Source organism: Isoptericola halotolerans (assembly GCF_003003075.1).
In the GTDB taxonomy this organism is placed as follows: domain Bacteria; phylum Actinomycetota; class Actinomycetes; order Actinomycetales; family Cellulomonadaceae; genus Isoptericola; species Isoptericola halotolerans_A.
The window spans coordinates 110,430-126,526 of sequence record NZ_PVTX01000005.1 but is presented as its reverse complement, the minus strand read 5'-3'; the positions used below and the strand labels follow the sequence as shown (position 1 = coordinate 126,526).

Sequence of the window (16,097 nt, the reverse complement as noted above, 5' to 3'; positions counted from 1 at the left end):
GCCGACATCCCACGACGGGTGGTCGTGAGGGAGCGGGGCGCGGCCGTGGTCATGCCGAGGAATCTAACCCGGGATGCCCACCTCGCGAAACCCCGGGTCCGCATGCTGGGACGAACGCCACAGGGTGAGACGAGCCGGGCCTCGGCGCCCGGCGCCGGCGTCCCCTGACGACGGACGGGGCGGTCTCGGCACGGACCACCCCGCGGATAGGCTGTCGCCCATGGAATTCCTCTACAACGTCTTCACCGTGCTGCACTTCGTCGGGTGGGCGATCGTCCTCGGCGGCTACCTCGCCTCGATGCGCAGCCCCGGGCTCTACCGCGGGGTCTTCCACGGTGCGGCGACGGCGCTGGTCGCGGGCATCCTCATGGTCGGCACCGCGGAGATGAGCGGGATGTGGGACGACGGCGGTCCCTCGATGGCGAAGATCGGCGTCAAGCTGACCGTCGCCCTGATCATCACGGTCCTGGCGTTCGTCGCCAAGCGGCAGGGGAGCAAGGCGGACAACGGGACGGGCGCCGTCAGCCCCGCCCTCAAGCACACGATCGGTGCCCTGACGCTCGTCAACATCGTCGTCGCCGTCTTCTGGTGACCGGCCCCGGCACGACGCCGGCCCCCGCCCCGGGCGGACGCGCCCGATGAGCATGCTCGGAGAGGTCCTCGTCGGCCTGGCGATCGCCGTCGGGCTGGTCGGCATCGTCGTCCAGGTCCTGCCGGGCAACGCCCTGGTGCTCGGCGCGGTGCTGGTGTGGGCCTGGGCCACCGGCGGTACCGCAGCCTGGGTCTGCTTCGCCGTCGCGGCGCTGCTGATCGTCGTCGCGGAGGCCGCCCAGTGGCTGCTGGCGGGACGCCACATGCGCCGCGCCGAGGTGCCGTGGTCGACCCTCGCGGTCGGGGGCCTGGCCGGCATCGTCGGGTTCTTCGTCGTCCCCGTGGTGGGGCTGTTCCTGTTCTTCACGCTCGCGGTGCTGGTGATGGAGTACCTGCGTCGCCGGGACGCCCGGGCCGCCTGGCGCGCCACCGTCGCCGCGCTGCAGGCCACCGCCATCACCATCGGCGTGCAGCTGCTCGGCGGGCTGCTGGCGACCGGGGTATGGGTCGTCGGCCTCGTCGTCACCTGACCAGGGCACCCGGCGCGCGTGTGATCATGGCGCCGTGCACACCCTGACCCAGGCCTTCGAGGCGCTCGACCCCCGCACCGCCTACGGCGTCTGGCGGCTGCGCCAGGACGTGTTCGTCGTCGAGCAGGACTGCCCCTACCCGGACCTCGACGGCCGGGACCTCGAGGCCGACACCCGGCACGTGGTCCTGCTGGACGACGACCGGGTGGTCGGCACCGCCCGGGTCCTCGACGACGGCGAGGTCCAGCGCATCGGCCGCGTCGTGTGCCACCCGGACGTGCGGGGGACCGGCGCGTCGGGCGAGCTGATGCGCGCGGCGCTCGCCGCGGCGTCGGCCGCCGCCCCCGAGGCGGACGTGGTGCTGGGCGCGCAGGCCCCGCTGGCCGGCTGGTACGGGACGTTCGGGTTCGCCGTCGACGGCCCGGAGTACCTGGAGGACGACATCCCGCACGTCCCCATGCGCCTGCGGCGGCGAGCGGCGTGAGCGGTGCCGGCCGCCCGGTTCAGCCGGACGCCGGCAGGCGCTGCGTCACCACGGGGGTGACGGCGACCTCGACGGCGTAGCTGCCGTCCAGCGCGTCGTCGAGGGCCGACTGCAGCTCCTCGAGCGGCGGCAGGTCGTCCGCGGACCCCGCCAGCCCGACCGTCACGGTGGCGTCGGTGACGGCCACGTCGGTCGTGCTGAGCGCGGGGTCGTCGCCGAGCCAGTCGCTCACGGCGGTCTGCGCCGCCCGCTCGTCCGCCGACGTGGAGAGCAGGCCGTCGGTGGTCAGCAGCAGCGGGAAGAGGATCAGCAGGGCCGCCGCGACGAACGGCGTGAGGGTGAGCAGCACCCGCCGGGCGTCACGGCGCAGGCGGTGGGCGTTCGTCAGGCCCGCGAGGACGAACACCACCGAGGCGGACAGCACGATCGACACGAAGTTGGTCGAGAACAGCAGCAGGGCGCCGGCGGCGTCCCCCGGCCGTCCCGCGCTCAGCGCGACCCCCACCACGGACAGCGGTGGCACCAGGGCGACGGCGATCGCGACCCCCGCGATCGACGGCGCGACGCGGCGGTCGACGGTGGCGAACGCCCCGGCCGCACCGGCCGCCACCGCCACGAGCATGTCGAGGAGCGTCGGGTCCACGCGCGAGCTGATCTGGCTGTTCGTGTCGAACGGCACCACGGCCGGCACCCACGACGCGATGACGAACGCGATGACCACGGCGACCGTCGCGCCCGCCACGATGAGCACCAGGGAGCCGATCGCCCGGCGTGGCCAGCCGCTGACCACGGCAGCGGCGAGCCCGAGGATCGGCGTCATCAGCGGTGCGACGAGCATCGCGCCGATGACGACGGCGGTGGAGTCCTGGAGCACGGCGAGGGTGGCGATGCACACGCTCAGCACGAGCATGGTCCACCACGCCACCTGCTTCGCCGCCCGTTCAGGCCGCTCGAGGTAGAGCTGCTCGGCCAGCAGGGTGCGCCGCTGGGTCCCGACGTCGACGTGCTCCACCCAGGACCACAGGATCTCGGTGAGCGACGGGTACATGCCCTCGGGCGCGGGCACGAGGCCGGCCGCGACGCGGTACCCGTAGGCGAGCGTCACGGCTCCGCCGCACAGTGCCGTCAGGCCCAGCGTGACGGTGAACCAGTCCACGATGACTTCCGGCGCGGCGATCACGAGCGCACCGAGCACCAGCCCGATCCCGCCGCTCGCGTACCGCGGCGCGCGGCGGTCCCGGTCCCGGCTGAAGAGGGCCAGCAGGAGCGTGACGAGACTGCGGAACAGCAGGTAGGCGCCGCCGAGCAGCAGGGTCGCGGTGAGCGCGTCGCGTCCGGAGAGCAGGAAGACCCCGGCCAGCACCAGCGACGCGAGGCCACGCAGCAGAGCGGCGGCGCGGGCCGTCGCACGGGCCTGACGGCGCCGCCCGACGTTCCACCAGTCGTTCACCCCCGCGACGAGCAGGCCGAGGCCCACGACGGTCTCGGTCAGCCCGACGGAGATGGCCGGGACCAGCACGAGCACGAGGCCGACGGCGACGGCGACCGCGCCACCGACCGTGGCCGGGTTGACCAGGTGCGAGGGGCTCCGCAGCAGGTCGGGGCCGCGGACCACGGGATCCATGGCGCGACAGTAGCGGAGGGCGGCTCCGTCGTCCTGCGCAGGTCCCGCGATGTCGGCGCCGGCACCTACGCTTGGTCCACGATGACCTCTCTCTTCGACAGCCTCTCGCTGCCCGGCTTCGACGCTCCGCCGTCCGACGACACCGCCCGCCTGCCCCGGACCGCGCCGCGGTGGGACGACGACGGCGCCCCGGACTGGGCGCAGCCGGTCGGGTCGGAGCGGCAGGGCCGGCGCGAGACGGCGGAGAACGCGGCGGCGGACGCCCTGCTGGAGGGCCTCAACCCGAACCAGCGTGCCGCCGTCGTGCACGCGGGTTCGCCGCTGCTCATCGTGGCGGGGGCCGGGTCCGGCAAGACACGGGTGCTGACCCACCGCATCGCCCACCTGCTCGCCACGCGACGCGCCCACCCGGGCCAGATCCTGGCGATCACGTTCACCAACAAGGCCGCGGCGGAGATGCGCGAGCGCGTGGCGCAGCTCGTCGGCCCGGCGGCGAGCCGCATGTGGGTCTCGACGTTCCACTCCGCGTGCGTGCGGATCCTGCGCCGCGAGGCCACGACCCTCGGGCTGCGGTCGAGCTTCTCGATCTACGACGCCGCGGACTCCCAGCGGCTCATCACGCTCGTGTGCCGCGAGCTGGACCTGGACACCAAGAAGTACCCGGCCCGCTCGCTCGCGCACCGGATCAGCGACCTGAAGAACGAGCTGATCGATCCCGACACCTACGCCCAGCAGGCGGGCGGCGACGTCACGCCCGACGGCTGGCGGGAGCGCGCGCTGGCCGGCGGTGGCCTCGCCGACGCCGGGGCGGTCGAGTTCGACGCGGTGCTCGCCGACGTCTACCGTCGCTACCAGGCGCGGCTGGCGCAGGCGAACGCGCTGGACTTCGACGACATCATCGCCACGACGGTCCACCTGCTGCAGGCCTTCCCCGCCGTGGCGGAGCACTACCGCCGCCGGTTCCGGCACGTCATGGTGGACGAGTACCAGGACACGAACCACGCGCAGTACGTGCTGGTGCGGGAGCTCACCGGCGTCCCCGCGAGGAGCGAGCCGGGGAGCGCCGCGGGCGGGGCGCCCGACGGCACCGGTGGTCCGGACGACGTGGCCGGGCTGGACCCGGCCGAGCTCACCGTCGTGGGTGACGCGGACCAGTCGATCTACGCCTTCCGCGGCGCCACGATCCGCAACATCGTGGAGTTCGAGGAGGACTACCCGGACGCCACGACGATCCTGCTCGAGCAGAACTACCGGTCCACGCAGAACATCCTGTCGGCGGCCAACGAGGTCATCTCGCGCAACCCGGGCCGCAAGCCGAAGCGGCTGTGGACGGACGCGGGGGCCGGGGCGAAGGTCGTCGGCTACGTGGCCGACGACGAGCACCACGAGGCGCGGTTCGTCGCCGAGGAGATCGACCGTCTCGGCGACAGCCACGGTGTGCGGCCCGGCGACGTCGCCATCTTCTACCGGACCAACGCCCAGTCCCGGGCGCTGGAGGAGGTGCTGATCCGTGTCGGCCTGCCCTACAAGGTGGTCGGCGGGACGCGCTTCTACGAACGCCGGGAGGTCAAGGACGCCGTCGCCTACCTGCGGGCGCTGGCCAACCCGGACGACGACGTCAACCTGCGTCGGGTCCTCAACGTGCCGAAGCGGGGCCTGGGCGACCGCGCCGAGTCGCTCGTGGCGGGCTTCGCGGACGCCGAGCGGATCTCGTTCGGGGCGGCTCTCGAGCGCGTCGACGAGATCCCCGGGATGACGACCCGCTCGCTCAAGCCGCTGCGCGTCTTCGCCGCGATGATGGGCGAGCTGCGGGCGCTCGTGGACGACGGCGGCGCCCCGGCGGAGATCCTCGGTGCGGTCCTGGACCGCACCGGCTACCTCGCCGAGCTCCGGGCGAGCGACGACCCGCAGGACGCGTCGCGCGTGGAGAACCTGGCCGAGCTGCACGCCGTCGCGGCGGAGTTCACCGAGATGGACCCCGAGGGGGACCTGGCCGACTTCCTGGAGCGGGTCTCCCTGGTGGCCGACGCCGACCAGATCCCCGACGAGGACGTCGCGGACGGCGGCGCCGAGCACGAGCACGACGAGGAGCCGCAGGAGGACCCGGGCGTCATCACGCTCATGACGCTGCACACGGCGAAGGGCCTGGAGTTCCCCGTGGTGTTCCTCACGGGGATGGAGGACGGCACGTTCCCGCACATGCGGTCCCTGCACGACGACGCCGAGCTCGCCGAGGAGCGGCGTCTCGCCTACGTGGGGATCACCCGCGCCCGGGAGCGGCTGTACATCTCCCGGGCGGGCACACGCTCCGCGTGGGGCATGGCGAACGAGTTCCCGCCCAGCCGGTTCCTCGACGAGATCCCGGACGAGCTGTGGGACTGGCGGCGGGCCGAGTCCGCCACGCAGTCGCTGCGACGCGGCGCGTCCGCCTGGGGCGGCGGGTACGGCGGCCCGCGGGCCGGCCGCGTGACCACGACGTCGTCGGGCGAGCGCCGCGCGTCCGCGACCCGGTCTGCCCGGGCGGGCGCTCCGTCGTCGGGCGGCGCGAGCTTCGGGTCGGCGACGCCCCGCGACGACTCGGACATCCCCTCGCTGGACGTCGGCGACCGCGTGACCCACGACGCCTACGGGCTCGGCACGGTCGTGTCCCTCGAGGGTGCCGGCCGCAACGCCGTGGCGAAGATCGACTTCGGTGCCGACGGGACGAAGCGCCTGCTGCTGCGCTTCACCCCGGTCACCAAGCTCTGACCCGACCGTCCGCGCCGCCGCGGGCACCCGGGCCGCCCGTCTCGGGCCGCCGCGGGCACCCGGGCCGCCCGTCTCGGGCCGCCGGTGTCAAGCCGCCGGTGTCAGGCCGCCCGGCGGCGCTGCTCGACGGTGGCGCGCAGGGCGGCCACGTCGGTGCCCGCGCCGTGCAGCGCCCGCTCCAGCGCGCGCCCGCCGGAGCAGTCGGCGCGCAGGATCCCGAGCAGCAGGTGGCTGCCGTCGATGCCCTTGTCACCGAGCCGGACCGTCTCTCGCAGGGCGAGCTCGAGCGCCTTCTTCGCCTCCGGCGCGAAGGGCACGTGGCCCGTGCGGGCTCGGCGGCCGGCACGGGCGAGCGCACCCCGGCCGAACGTCGCGTCGGTCTCCCGGCGCACGCTGTCGAGGTCGATGCCGATCGAGGAGAGCGCCTCGGCGTCGAGCGCGCCGGCCTCGACGTCGTCGCGCACCGTCCGGGCGACGGCGGCGGGTTCCAGGCCGGCGTCGTGCAGCCCCGCCGCGGCCGCGCCGGGGGAGCCGGCGAGCGCGACGAGGACGTGCCGGGTGTCGACGGCCGGCGAGCAGGCCTCGCGCGCCACCGTCTGGGCCGCGACGACGACGGCGCGCGCTTCCTTGCTGAACCTCTCGAACATCACTGCCTCCCGTGCTTCTTGTGGACCGCCTGCTTGCTGACGCCGAGCTGGTCGGCGATCTCCTGCCACGACCAGCCGAGCTCGCGGGCGCGGCGGACCTGCAGCGTCTCGAGCCGGTCGGCGAGCTCTCGGAGCGACCGCACGGCTCGCAGTCCCTGCGTGGGATCGCCACCGGACGCCGCGGCGAGCGTCTGTTCCGTCATGCGTCAACCTTCGTTGACGCTCGCACCGTTTGTCAACCGAGGTTGACGGACTCGGCCACCGTCGGCGGGCTGTGGAATCGGTCACGGTCCCGTCGGGATTTCCCCCGGGGCGTACCGCCGCCGAGCGGGGGAGGGCTACTCTGGACAAGATGTCTTGACGTCGAGACATCGCTCAGGCCGGCCTCTGCCGACCCAGGGGCTCACACCGATGGAAGGACGCAGCAGGGTGGACCTGTTCGAATACCAGGCTCGCGACATCTTCGAGAAGCACGGCGTGCCCGTGCTCGGGGGCGTCGTCGCGACGACCCCGGAAGAGGCTCGCGCAGGTGCAGAGAAGCTCGGCGGCGGCACCGTCGTCGTCAAGGCCCAGGTCAAGACCGGCGGCCGCGGCAAGGCCGGCGGCGTGAAGCTGGCGCACTCGCCCGAGGAGGCGGCGCAGAAGGCCGAGGAGATCCTCGGCATGGACATCAAGGGCCACACCGTCCACCGGGTGATGGTGGCGGCCGGCGCCAAGATCGCCGAGGAGTTCTACTTCTCGGTGCTCCTGGACCGTTCGAACCGCAACTACCTGGCGATGTGCTCGGTCGAGGGCGGCATGGAGATCGAGCAGCTCGCCGTCGAGCGCCCCGAGGCGCTCGCCAAGGTCGCGGTCGACCCGATCGTCGGCATCGACGAGGCCAAGGCTGCCGAGATCGTCGACGCCGCCGGCTTCGCCGACGAGCTCAAGGCCCCCGTCGCCGACGCGATCCGAAAGCTGTGGACCGTCTTCACGGCCGAGGACGCCACCCTGGTCGAGGTGAACCCGCTGGTCCGCACCGAGGACGGCGAGATCATCGCGCTCGACGGCAAGGTGACCCTCGACGAGAACGCCTCCGAGGTCCGGCACCCGGACCACGCGGAGCTCGAGGACAAGGCGTCGGCCGACCCGCTCGAGGCCAAGGCCAAGGCCAACGGCCTCAACTACGTCAAGCTCGACGGTGAGGTCGGCATCATCGGCAACGGCGCGGGTCTCGTCATGAGCACCCTCGACGTCGTCGCCTACGCCGGCGAGGAGCACGGCGGCGTCAAGCCCGCCAACTTCCTGGACATCGGCGGCGGCGCGAACGCCCAGGTGATGGCCAACGGTCTGGACGTCATCCTCCACGACCCGCAGGTCAAGTCGGTGTTCGTCAACGTGTTCGGCGGCATCACCGCCTGCGACGAGGTCGCCAAGGGCATCGTCGGTGCGCTGGAGATCCTCGGCGACGAGGCCACCAAGCCGCTCGTCGTCCGCCTGGACGGCAACAACGTCGCGCTCGGCCGCCAGATCCTGGCCGACGCCGCCCACCCGCTGGTGACCCTGGCCGAGACCATGGACGGTGGCGCGGACGCGGCCGCCGCCAAGGCCGCCGCGGCCTGATCGCCCCCGAGACGACGTCGAAAGCAGAGACACAACAGCCATGTCGATCTACCTCAACTCCGACTCGAAGATCATCGTCCAGGGCATCACCGGCGGGATGGGTGCCAAGCACACCGCCCTGATGCTCGACTCGGGCGCGCAGATCGTGGGCGGCGTCAACGCCCGCAAGGCCGGCACCACGGTCGAGCACAAGGACCACGACGGGAACCCCGTCACGCTGCCCGTCTTCGGCACCGTCAAGGAGGCGATGGCCGAGACCGGGGCGAACGTCTCCGTGCTGTTCGTGCCGCCCGCCTTCACCAAGGACGCGGCGATCGAGGCCGTGGACGCGGAGATGCCGCTCATCGTGGTCATCACCGAGGGCGTCCCGGTGCAGGACACGGCCGAGGTGTGGGCCTACCTGCAGGGCAAGAAGACCCGCATGATCGGCCCGAACTGCCCGGGCATCATCACGCCGGGCGAGTCGCTCGCCGGGATCACCCCGCACACGATCACCGGCAAGGGCCCCGTGGGCCTGGTGTCGAAGTCGGGCACGCTGACGTACCAGATGATGTACGAGCTGAAGGACTTCGGGTTCTCCACGGCCATCGGCATCGGCGGCGACCCGATCGTCGGCACCACGCACATCGACGCGCTGGAGGCCTTCGAGAACGACCCGGAGACCAAGGCGATCGTCATGATCGGTGAGATCGGCGGCGACGCCGAGGAGCGTGCCGCGGCCTACATCAAGGACCACGTCACCAAGCCGGTCGTGGGCTACGTCGCGGGCTTCACCGCCCCCGAGGGCAAGACGATGGGCCACGCCGGCGCGATCGTGTCCGGCTCGGCCGGCACCGCGCAGGCCAAGAAGGAGGCCCTCGAGGCCGTCGGCGTCAAGGTCGGCAAGACGCCGTCCGAGACGGCCGAGCTCATGCGGGAGATCCTGCAGAACGCCTGAGCACCGCGCCGCACGACCGACGCCCGCCCCGTCCGGAACCCCGGACCGGGCGGGCGTCGTCGTCGCCGGAGCGTCCCGGCAGGGCGGGGCCCGGCGTGGGACGACGACGTCGCCCCGGCCGCGGGGGACGATGAGCGCGTGAGTGCAGCGCCCCGGACCGGAACCGCCCCCGTCGTCGAGCAGCCCGCGCCGGGTCGGCTGCGGGAACGGTTCGCGCTCGGCTCGAGCGGGGTCTGGGCGGCGGTGCAGGCGATCGGTCTGTCGTACGCCGTCGTGGGCCTGCTCGCCGTGGTCGCCGTCCTCGACGCACCCTCGGCCTCCGGGGTCGACGGCGGGCTCGGCGCCGGCGTCGCCGTCGCGACGGGTCTGTGGCTGCTCGGCCACGGGGTGCCGTTGTCAGCGGCCGGGGCGACGGTGACCGTGGTTCCCCTCGGCATCACCGCGCTGGCCCTGTTCTCCCTGCACGTGGCGGCCAAGCGGTCCGCGGTGCCGACGCTCGCGGCGTGGGTCGCGGGCACGCTGACCTACACGGCGGTGACCACGACCCTCGCGATCGCCCTGGACGTGGCGGGCGGGACGGCTGCCGCCAGCGGGGCGCTGGACGTCGTCGTCCAGGTGGGCGCCGCCGTCGTCGGCGGGCTGGTCGTCGGCGGGGGCGGGCTCGCGCTGGGCATGTTCTCGGCGCCCGACGGCCCGCTGCTCGCCGGTCTCGCGCCGCGGATGAATCCCTACCTGCCCGACACCCTCCGCCTGGGGATGCGGGCCGCCGTCGTCGGCGTGGCGCTGCTCGTGGGGCTCGGCGGCCTCCTCGTCGCCGCGTGGGTGGTGCTGGGGCGCGAGACGACGTCGCTGGTGGCCGCCGGCCTCGGGGCAAGCGGCCTCGGCGCGGTGCTCCTCGGTCTCGGGCAGGCGGCGCTGGTGCCCAACCTCGTGGTGTGGGCGACGGCGTGGATCGCCGGGCCGGGGTTCGTGGTGGGAGAGGGCAGCACCTTCTCCACGGCGACGACCGAGGCGGCCGCGCTGCCGGCCGTGCCCCTGCTGGGCGTCCTGCCCGGCGAGTCCTGGTCGACGCCGGCCGCGGCCTGGGCGCCGGTGCTGGTCGTGGCGTGCGGAGCCGTCGGTGGCTGGTTCGCGTGGCAGCGCCTCGAACCGGGCCTGGTCCGGCCCCGCGACATCGCCTGGATCGCCGGGGGTGCGACGCTCGCCGCGGGGGCGCTGACCCTCGGGCTGCAGTGGGCGGCCGGCGGCTCCGTCGGCGGGGACGCTCTCGCCGTCGTGGGTGCCGACGCGTGGGTCACGGGCGGCCTCGTCGCCGCGGAGATCGGTGGAGGCGCCACCGTCGTGCTCGTGGGGTGCCACCTGCGGGAACGGTGGCGGCGCGGGGACGGCGGCGGCCCCGCGACGTAGGGTGGGGGCCGTGCAGACCCCTTCCGGACACCCTGTCGACCCTGCGCCCGGTGCGCGTCTCGTCGTGCTGGCCTCGGGCGGAGGCTCCAACCTCGCGGCGCTGCTCGCCGCCCACGACGATGCCGCCTACGGGGCGCGCGTCGTCGGCGTCGTCTCCGACAAGCCCGGGGCCGGGGTGCTCGAGCTGGCTCGCCGGGCCGGCGTGCCGTCCGTCGTGGTGGCCCCGGGAGACTTCGCGGACCGCGCCGCGTGGAACCGCGGGCTCGGCGAGGCCGTGGCGGTGTTCCAGCCCGACCACGTGGTCCTCGCCGGGTTCATGCGCATCCTCGCCCCGACGTTCCTCGAGCAGTTCCCCGGCCGGGTCGTGAACACCCACCCGGCGCTGCTGCCGGCGTTCCCGGGGGCGCACGGCGTCCGGGACGCCCTCGCCTACGGGGTCAGGGTCACCGGCTGCACGGTCCACGTGGTCGACGACGGCGTCGACACCGGGCCGATCATCGCCCAGACGGCGGTGCCCGTGCTGGACGGCGACGACGAGGAGACCCTGCACGAGCGCATCAAGGTCGCCGAGCGGTCGCTGCTCGTGGAGACCGTGGGGCGCATCGCGCGCGAGGGGCTGCGTGTCGAGGGGCGACAGGCCGTCGTCGGCCCCTGACGCGACGTTGTGGGCGCGAAATCTGGCCCGAAATGCACCGTAGGGGCGGATTTTCACCCCAGATTTCGCGCCCACAACACCCGGGGGTCAGGCGGCGGACCACCCGCCGTCGGAGGCGACGACCTGACCGTTGACGTTCGTGGAGTCGGCTGACAGCAGGAACGTGATCGACGCCGCGAGCTGCTCCGGCATCGCGATGTCCGCCATGATCCCCATCGCCGACCGGACCCGGCCCATGCCGAACTCGTCGACGTCCCGCGGCTGCATCCCGGTGGCCACCCCGCCCGGGGCGACGGCGTTCACCCGCACCCCCGTGCCGGTGTACATGAAGGCCGCGTTCCTGGTCAGGCCCACCACCGCGTGCTTGGACGCCGTGTAGGCCGCGCCGGACGCCGACCCGCGCAGGCCCGCCTCCGAGGCGACGTTGACGATCCGGCCCTCGGCGGCCGCGAGCATGCCGGGGACGACCGCGCGCATGAGCTTCATCGTGCCGGTGACGTTGACCGCGAACACCTTCTCCCACGTCGCGTCGTCGACGGTGTGCACCGCCGCGAACCGGTCCATGATCCCGGCGACGTTCGCCAGGGCGTGGACCCGGTCGCCGGCGGCCTCGACGATGCGGGCGACGCCGGCGTCGTCAGTGATGTCCGCGACGACGGTGACGATCGTCGCCCCCGCCGGGAGCTCGGTCTCCGCCACGAGCTCGTCCAGCCCGGCCCGGGTCATGTCGACGGCGACGACGCGGCCACCCTCGCGTGCCACGCGAGAGGCTGTGGCGCGGCCGATGCCGGAGGCTGCTCCCGTCACGACGACGGTCTGGCCCGTGAAGCGTCCGGCAGAGATGTGCTCGACCCACTCGGCGGGCTCGGGGCTGCCGGTGCTCCCGGCCGCCGCTGCGGTCACGTCCGCACCGTCGCCGTCGCCGTCGGCCTCGGCCGTCGCGGGCGCGTCGGCTCCGGCCGCCCGCAGCTCCGCGGCGCGGGCGACGAGGGCCTCGGCAGCCTGGACGGAGAACTTGCCGCGTGACAGCTTCACGAGCTTGGCGAGGCTGAGCCGACGGGCCGGTGCGAGCGAGCCGACGCTCGCGCCGGCCTCCGTCAGCATCTCGGTGAGCGCCTGCTCCCCGACGGGGTCGGCGAGCCACTGCGCGACGGTGTTCTTCAGGGTCAGGTCGGACATGGTGACGCACTTCCTCCGGATCGCACCGGACACGCCTGTCCGGTTCTTTCCACCTAAAGTAGCACCGTGAGCACACAGGCGGGCGAGGCCTCGCGGAGGGCGAACGCGGGCCCCCGGGCGGCCGCGCGCAACCGGGCGGCGCTCCTCGCGGCGGCGCGGGAGATCTTCGCCGAGCACGGGGCCCATGCGCCGCTCAACGCCGTCGCCCGCCGGGCCGGTGTGGGGCAGGGGAGCCTCTACCGCCACTTCCCCGACCGGATCGCGCTGGTGCTCGCCCTCTTCGAGGAGCAGGTCAGCACCGTCGAGGAGATCGCGAACGACCCCGAGGTGACCCTCGCGGACCTCCTGGGCCTGGTCACCCGGCACGCCATCGAGTCCGTGGTCAGCATCGACCTCGCGACGGCATCGCCCGAGTCGCGCCCCGACCCCCGGCTCGTCGACCTGCGGGACCGCACCGCCGACGTCCTCGGCTCCCGGCTCGACCGGGCGCTCGCCGACGGCGACGTCCGGCCGGGGACCACCGTCGAGGACGTCCTCCTCGGCGTCGAGATGGTCGCCGCCGCGCTCACCCGCCGACCCGCGGCCGACCGGGAGCGCTACGCGCAGCGTGCCTGGCAGCTCCTCGGGATGAAGGTGACGGCCCCCGGCCGGTAGGATCGGCCCCGGTCGTGACTGGCGAAGGTGGACAACCACCGGGGAGCGGCCGATCCGACCGGCGTGCACGGCGTCGGGACGGACCACCGTGCGCGCCGCCCGCCTGGGTGCCAGGGTTTCCGCGAAGGCCACACCCGAGGAGACCACCACGATGTCCGGTGCCCCCACGTCCCCCGACGTCCAGCTCGCCGACGACGCCCGGCGACCCGTCCGCCGCGCGCTGCTCAGCGTCTACGACAAGTCCGGGCTCACCGAGCTCGCCACCGCCCTGCACGCCGCGGGCGTCGAGCTCGTGTCGACCGGGTCCACGGCGGCACGCATCGCCGACGCGGGCGTCCCCGTGACGCGCGTCGAGGAGCTGACCGGGTTCCCCGAGTGCCTCGAGGGCCGCGTCAAGACGCTGCACCCCCGCGTGCACGCCGGCATCCTCGCGGACACCCGCAAGGAGGACCACCTGCGCCAGCTCGCCGAGCTGGAGATCGACACCTTCGAGCTCGTCGTGGTGAACCTCTACCCGTTCGCCGAGACGGTCGCCTCGGGTGCCGCGCCGGACGACGTCGTCGAGCAGATCGACATCGGCGGCCCCTCCATGGTCCGGGCCGCCGCGAAGAACCACCCGAGCGTCGCCGTCGTCGTCGACCCCGCGCGGTACGACGACGTCGCCGCGGCCGTCCGGGACGGCGGCTTCACCTTCGCCCAGCGCAAGCGGCTCGCAGCGGCGGCGTTCGCGCACACCGCGGCGTACGACGTCGCCGTCTCGTCGTGGTTCGCCTCGGTGTACGCACCGGACGAGGCCGCCGTCGAGTCGGGGCTGCCCGACGTCACCGGCGCCACCTGGGAACGCAGCGACGTGCTGCGCTACGGCGAGAACCCGCACCAGCGGGCAGCGCTGTACGGCCGGACCGACGGCACGGTCGGCCTGGCGCAGGCCACCCAGCTCCACGGCAAGGCGATGAGCTACAACAACTACGTCGACGCCGACGCCGCCTGGCGGGCAGCGCACGACCACGCCGAGCCGGCGGTGGCCATCATCAAGCACGCCAACCCGTGCGGCATCGCCGTCGGCGCCGACGTCGCCCAGGCGCACGCGCGCGCCCACGCGACCGACCCGGTCTCCGCCTACGGCGGCGTCGTCGCGGCCAACCGCGTGGTCACGAGGGCCGCGGCCGAGCAGATCGCCCCGGTGTTCACCGAGGTCGTCGTGGCCCCCGGGTTCGAGCCCGCGGCCCTCGAGGTGCTGCAGGCCAAGAAGAACGTGCGCCTGCTGACGATCGACGCTGGGGCCACCCCCGCCGCCGTCGAGATGCGTCCCGTCTCGGGCGGTCTGCTCGTCCAGGAGGTCGACCGGTTCCAGGCCGACGGCGACGACCCGGCGTCCTGGACGCTCGCCGCCGGTGAGGCGGCCGACGACGCCACGCTCGCGGACCTGGTGTTCGCCTGGCGCGCGGTCCGGGCGGCCAAGTCCAACGCGATCCTGCTCGCCCACGACGGCGCGGCCGTCGGCATCGGCATGGGGCAGGTCAACCGCGTGGACTCCTGCCGCCTGTCCGTCGAGCGCGCCAACACCCTCGCGGACGGCGCCGAGCGGGCCCGCGGCGCGGTCGCGGCCTCCGACGCGTTCTTCCCGTTCGCCGACGGCCTGCAGGTGCTGCTCGACGCCGGGGTGCGCGCCGTCGTCCAGCCCGGCGGATCGATCCGCGACGAGGAGGTCGTCGCGGCCGCACAGGCGGCCGGCGTGACCATGTACCTCACGGGGACCCGCCACTTCGCGCACTGACTACAGGGGCAGGTCACGCCAGCGCACGGCCGGGTCCGCGGCGCGGTCGAGGTCCACCTCGACCGCGCCCGCCCCGCCCAGCAGGCGGCGCAGACCGCCGACGTCGCGCGGCGAGTCGGCGACCACGGCCGCGCGGAGCACCCGTCGCGGCCCGGCCCCCGGGGCGAGGTACAGCGCGGCCCAGCCCGCCCCCAGCGGCCGGACCACGACGTCCTCGTCACCGTGCCGCACGCCGAAGAACGCGAGGTCGTGCCCGAGCTGCTGCGAGAACACGTACGGCGCCGGCGGGTGCGGGACGGCGGGCAGTGCCAGGAGCTCGCGCACGGTGGCGTCGGGATCGGTCAGCGCGCTGCTCCAGTGCCCGCCGGGGACCGTGCCGAACACCGGGTGCGGGCGGGCGGCGCAGTCGCCGACCGCCCACACGCGCTGCCGGAGCTCCGGCGCGGCGTCGGAGCGCCACCGGCCTGCACCGTCCACCGGGACCCGTCCGTCCGCCGTCAGGGCGAGGTCGGGCCAGGAGGCCTCGAGCCACGCGGTCGCCGGGCGGGCACCGACGGCGGCCAGGACGACGTCGGCGCCGAGGCGCCCCGTGGCCGTCCGGACCCCGCCGGCGTCCACGTCCAGGACCGGGGTCGCGAGCCGGAGGCCCACCCCCGCCTCGGCGTACCACGGCACCGTCCGCGCCCCGACGTCGCCGAGCTGGCGCTCCAGCGGGGCGGCCGCCGCCTCGACGACCGTCACGTCGACGCCCCGGGCGGCGGCGACCCCGGCGACCTCTGCCCCGACCCAGCCGGCACCGACCACGACGAGCCGGCTGCCGGGCCGGAGCCTGTCGCGCAGCCGGTCCGCGTCCGCGGCGGAGTGGAGCGTCAGGGCGTCGGCCCAGGGGGAGACCGCGCGGGAGCCGACGGCGAGCACCACCGCGTCCGCCGTCACGTCCCCGTCGTCGGTGCTGACCCGCACGCCGTCGTCCCGGACGTCCAGGGCGGTCGCACGCGCGGCCAGCCGGGCGTCGGCGAGCTCGGTCACGTCGGTGTCGAGCTCCCCGGAGAGCCAGGCCGGCTCGGGGCGCGCGAAGAGCTCCTTGGACAGCGGGGGACGGTCGTACGGGGGGACGCCCTCGTCGCCCAGCAGGGTGACCGGTCCGTCGAACCCGTGGTCGCGCAGCGCGCCGACCGTCCGGGCACCGGCGAGACCGGCGCCGACCACGACGACGGAACGAGGGGTGGGGGAGGCGTCAGGCAGCACGGACCCACGCTAGC

General features: G+C 74.3%; 15 protein-coding genes. 10 read left to right on the top strand and 5 right to left on the bottom strand.

The annotated features are described in order from the left end of the window. Positions 1 to 220 precede the first annotated feature (220 nt). Genes BCL65_RS08720 through BCL65_RS08710 form a run of 3 tightly spaced genes read left to right on the top strand, consistent with a single transcriptional unit; the run spans position 221 to position 1,605 of the window. Positions 221 to 592, top strand: coding sequence for a hypothetical protein (locus BCL65_RS08720; protein ID WP_106267134.1), 372 nt, complete (start codon positions 221 to 223; stop codon positions 590 to 592). A gap of 46 nt (positions 593 to 638) precedes the next feature. Next, positions 639 to 1,121 (top strand): DUF456 domain-containing protein, encoded by a 483-nt coding sequence (locus BCL65_RS08715; protein WP_106267132.1) that lies wholly within the window; start codon positions 639 to 641, stop codon positions 1,119 to 1,121. A gap of 34 nt (positions 1,122 to 1,155) precedes the next feature. After that, entirely contained in the window at positions 1,156 to 1,605 is a 450-nt protein-coding gene (locus BCL65_RS08710; protein ID WP_106267130.1) for a GNAT family N-acetyltransferase, read from the top strand. A 19-nt stretch (positions 1,606 to 1,624) separates the two neighbouring features. On the opposite strand, the gene BCL65_RS08705 is transcribed toward BCL65_RS08710, so the two are convergent. Beyond that, complete coding sequence (locus BCL65_RS08705) at positions 1,625 to 3,229, bottom strand: DUF389 domain-containing protein (protein WP_106267128.1); 1,605 nt, start codon at positions 3,227 to 3,229, stop codon at positions 1,625 to 1,627. A gap of 81 nt (positions 3,230 to 3,310) precedes the next feature. Between BCL65_RS08705 and BCL65_RS08700 the strand changes: the two genes are divergently transcribed. Continuing rightward, entirely contained in the window at positions 3,311 to 5,977 is a 2,667-nt protein-coding gene (locus BCL65_RS08700; protein ID WP_106267126.1) for a UvrD-helicase domain-containing protein, read from the top strand. Positions 5,978 to 6,078: 101 nt separating this feature from the next. Here BCL65_RS08700 and BCL65_RS08695 read toward each other — a convergent pair whose 3' ends face one another. Then, a complete protein-coding gene (locus BCL65_RS08695; protein WP_106267124.1) occupies positions 6,079 to 6,624 on the bottom strand; it encodes a Clp protease N-terminal domain-containing protein in 546 nt (181 codons plus the stop codon). Continuing rightward, positions 6,624 to 6,827, bottom strand: coding sequence for a helix-turn-helix domain-containing protein (locus BCL65_RS08690; protein ID WP_106267122.1), 204 nt, complete (start codon positions 6,825 to 6,827; stop codon positions 6,624 to 6,626). The genes BCL65_RS08695 and BCL65_RS08690 overlap by 1 nt, the downstream gene beginning before the upstream one ends. A gap of 226 nt (positions 6,828 to 7,053) precedes the next feature. Here BCL65_RS08690 and sucC point away from each other — a divergent pair, with 226 nt between their 5' ends. The 4 genes from sucC (at position 7,054) to purN (ending at position 11,225) form a co-directional block, all read left to right on the top strand. Further along, complete coding sequence (gene sucC, locus BCL65_RS08685) at positions 7,054 to 8,226, top strand: ADP-forming succinate--CoA ligase subunit beta (protein ID WP_106267120.1); 1,173 nt, start codon at positions 7,054 to 7,056, stop codon at positions 8,224 to 8,226. 40 nt (positions 8,227 to 8,266) lie between these two features. Then, entirely contained in the window at positions 8,267 to 9,163 is an 897-nt protein-coding gene (sucD, locus tag BCL65_RS08680; RefSeq protein ID WP_106267118.1) for a succinate--CoA ligase subunit alpha, read from the top strand. A gap of 138 nt (positions 9,164 to 9,301) precedes the next feature. After that, positions 9,302 to 10,570 (top strand): cell division protein PerM, encoded by a 1,269-nt coding sequence (locus BCL65_RS08675; protein ID WP_106267116.1) that lies wholly within the window; start codon positions 9,302 to 9,304, stop codon positions 10,568 to 10,570. Between the two features lie 10 nt (positions 10,571 to 10,580). Further along, a complete protein-coding gene (purN, locus tag BCL65_RS08670) occupies positions 10,581 to 11,225 on the top strand; it encodes a phosphoribosylglycinamide formyltransferase (protein ID WP_106267409.1) in 645 nt (214 codons plus the stop codon). 87 nt (positions 11,226 to 11,312) lie between these two features. On the opposite strand, the gene BCL65_RS08665 is transcribed toward purN, so the two are convergent. After that, complete coding sequence (locus BCL65_RS08665; protein WP_106267114.1) at positions 11,313 to 12,404, bottom strand: SDR family NAD(P)-dependent oxidoreductase; 1,092 nt, start codon at positions 12,402 to 12,404, stop codon at positions 11,313 to 11,315. Between the two features lie 66 nt (positions 12,405 to 12,470). Here BCL65_RS08665 and BCL65_RS08660 point away from each other — a divergent pair, with 66 nt between their 5' ends. Both BCL65_RS08660 and purH read left to right on the top strand, forming a co-directional pair. After that, positions 12,471 to 13,058, top strand: a complete 588-nt coding sequence (locus BCL65_RS08660) for a TetR/AcrR family transcriptional regulator (protein ID WP_106267112.1) — start codon at positions 12,471 to 12,473, stop codon at positions 13,056 to 13,058. A 151-nt stretch (positions 13,059 to 13,209) separates the two neighbouring features. Next, the gene (gene purH / locus BCL65_RS08655) at positions 13,210 to 14,835 is read left to right on the top strand and encodes a bifunctional phosphoribosylaminoimidazolecarboxamide formyltransferase/IMP cyclohydrolase (protein WP_106267111.1); all 1,626 of its coding nucleotides are present in this window, start codon (positions 13,210 to 13,212) and stop codon (positions 14,833 to 14,835) included. Here the strand turns inward: purH and BCL65_RS08650 are convergent, their stop codons facing one another. Further along, positions 14,836 to 16,083, bottom strand: a complete 1,248-nt coding sequence (locus tag BCL65_RS08650; RefSeq protein ID WP_106267109.1) for an NAD(P)/FAD-dependent oxidoreductase — start codon at positions 16,081 to 16,083, stop codon at positions 14,836 to 14,838. Between the last annotated feature and the right edge of the window lie 14 nt (positions 16,084 to 16,097).

Excerpts from the sequence above, each read along its gene's own strand:
- BCL65_RS08720 (WP_106267134.1), top strand. The coding sequence starts at position 221 with ATGGAATTCCTCTACAACGTCTTCACCGTGCTGCACTTCGTCGGGTGG.
- BCL65_RS08715 (WP_106267132.1), top strand. The coding sequence starts at position 639 with ATGAGCATGCTCGGAGAGGTCCTCGTCGGCCTGGCGATCGCCGTCGGG.
- BCL65_RS08705 (WP_106267128.1), bottom strand. The coding sequence starts at position 3,229 with ATGGATCCCGTGGTCCGCGGCCCCGACCTGCTGCGGAGCCCCTCGCAC.
- BCL65_RS08700 (WP_106267126.1), top strand. The coding sequence starts at position 3,311 with ATGACCTCTCTCTTCGACAGCCTCTCGCTGCCCGGCTTCGACGCTCCG.
- BCL65_RS08695 (WP_106267124.1), bottom strand. The coding sequence starts at position 6,624 with ATGTTCGAGAGGTTCAGCAAGGAAGCGCGCGCCGTCGTCGTCGCGGCC.
- BCL65_RS08690 (WP_106267122.1), bottom strand. The coding sequence starts at position 6,827 with ATGACGGAACAGACGCTCGCCGCGGCGTCCGGTGGCGATCCCACGCAG.
- sucD (WP_106267118.1), top strand. The coding sequence starts at position 8,267 with ATGTCGATCTACCTCAACTCCGACTCGAAGATCATCGTCCAGGGCATC.
- BCL65_RS08665 (WP_106267114.1), bottom strand. The coding sequence starts at position 12,404 with ATGTCCGACCTGACCCTGAAGAACACCGTCGCGCAGTGGCTCGCCGAC.
- purH (WP_106267111.1), top strand. The coding sequence starts at position 13,210 with ATGTCCGGTGCCCCCACGTCCCCCGACGTCCAGCTCGCCGACGACGCC.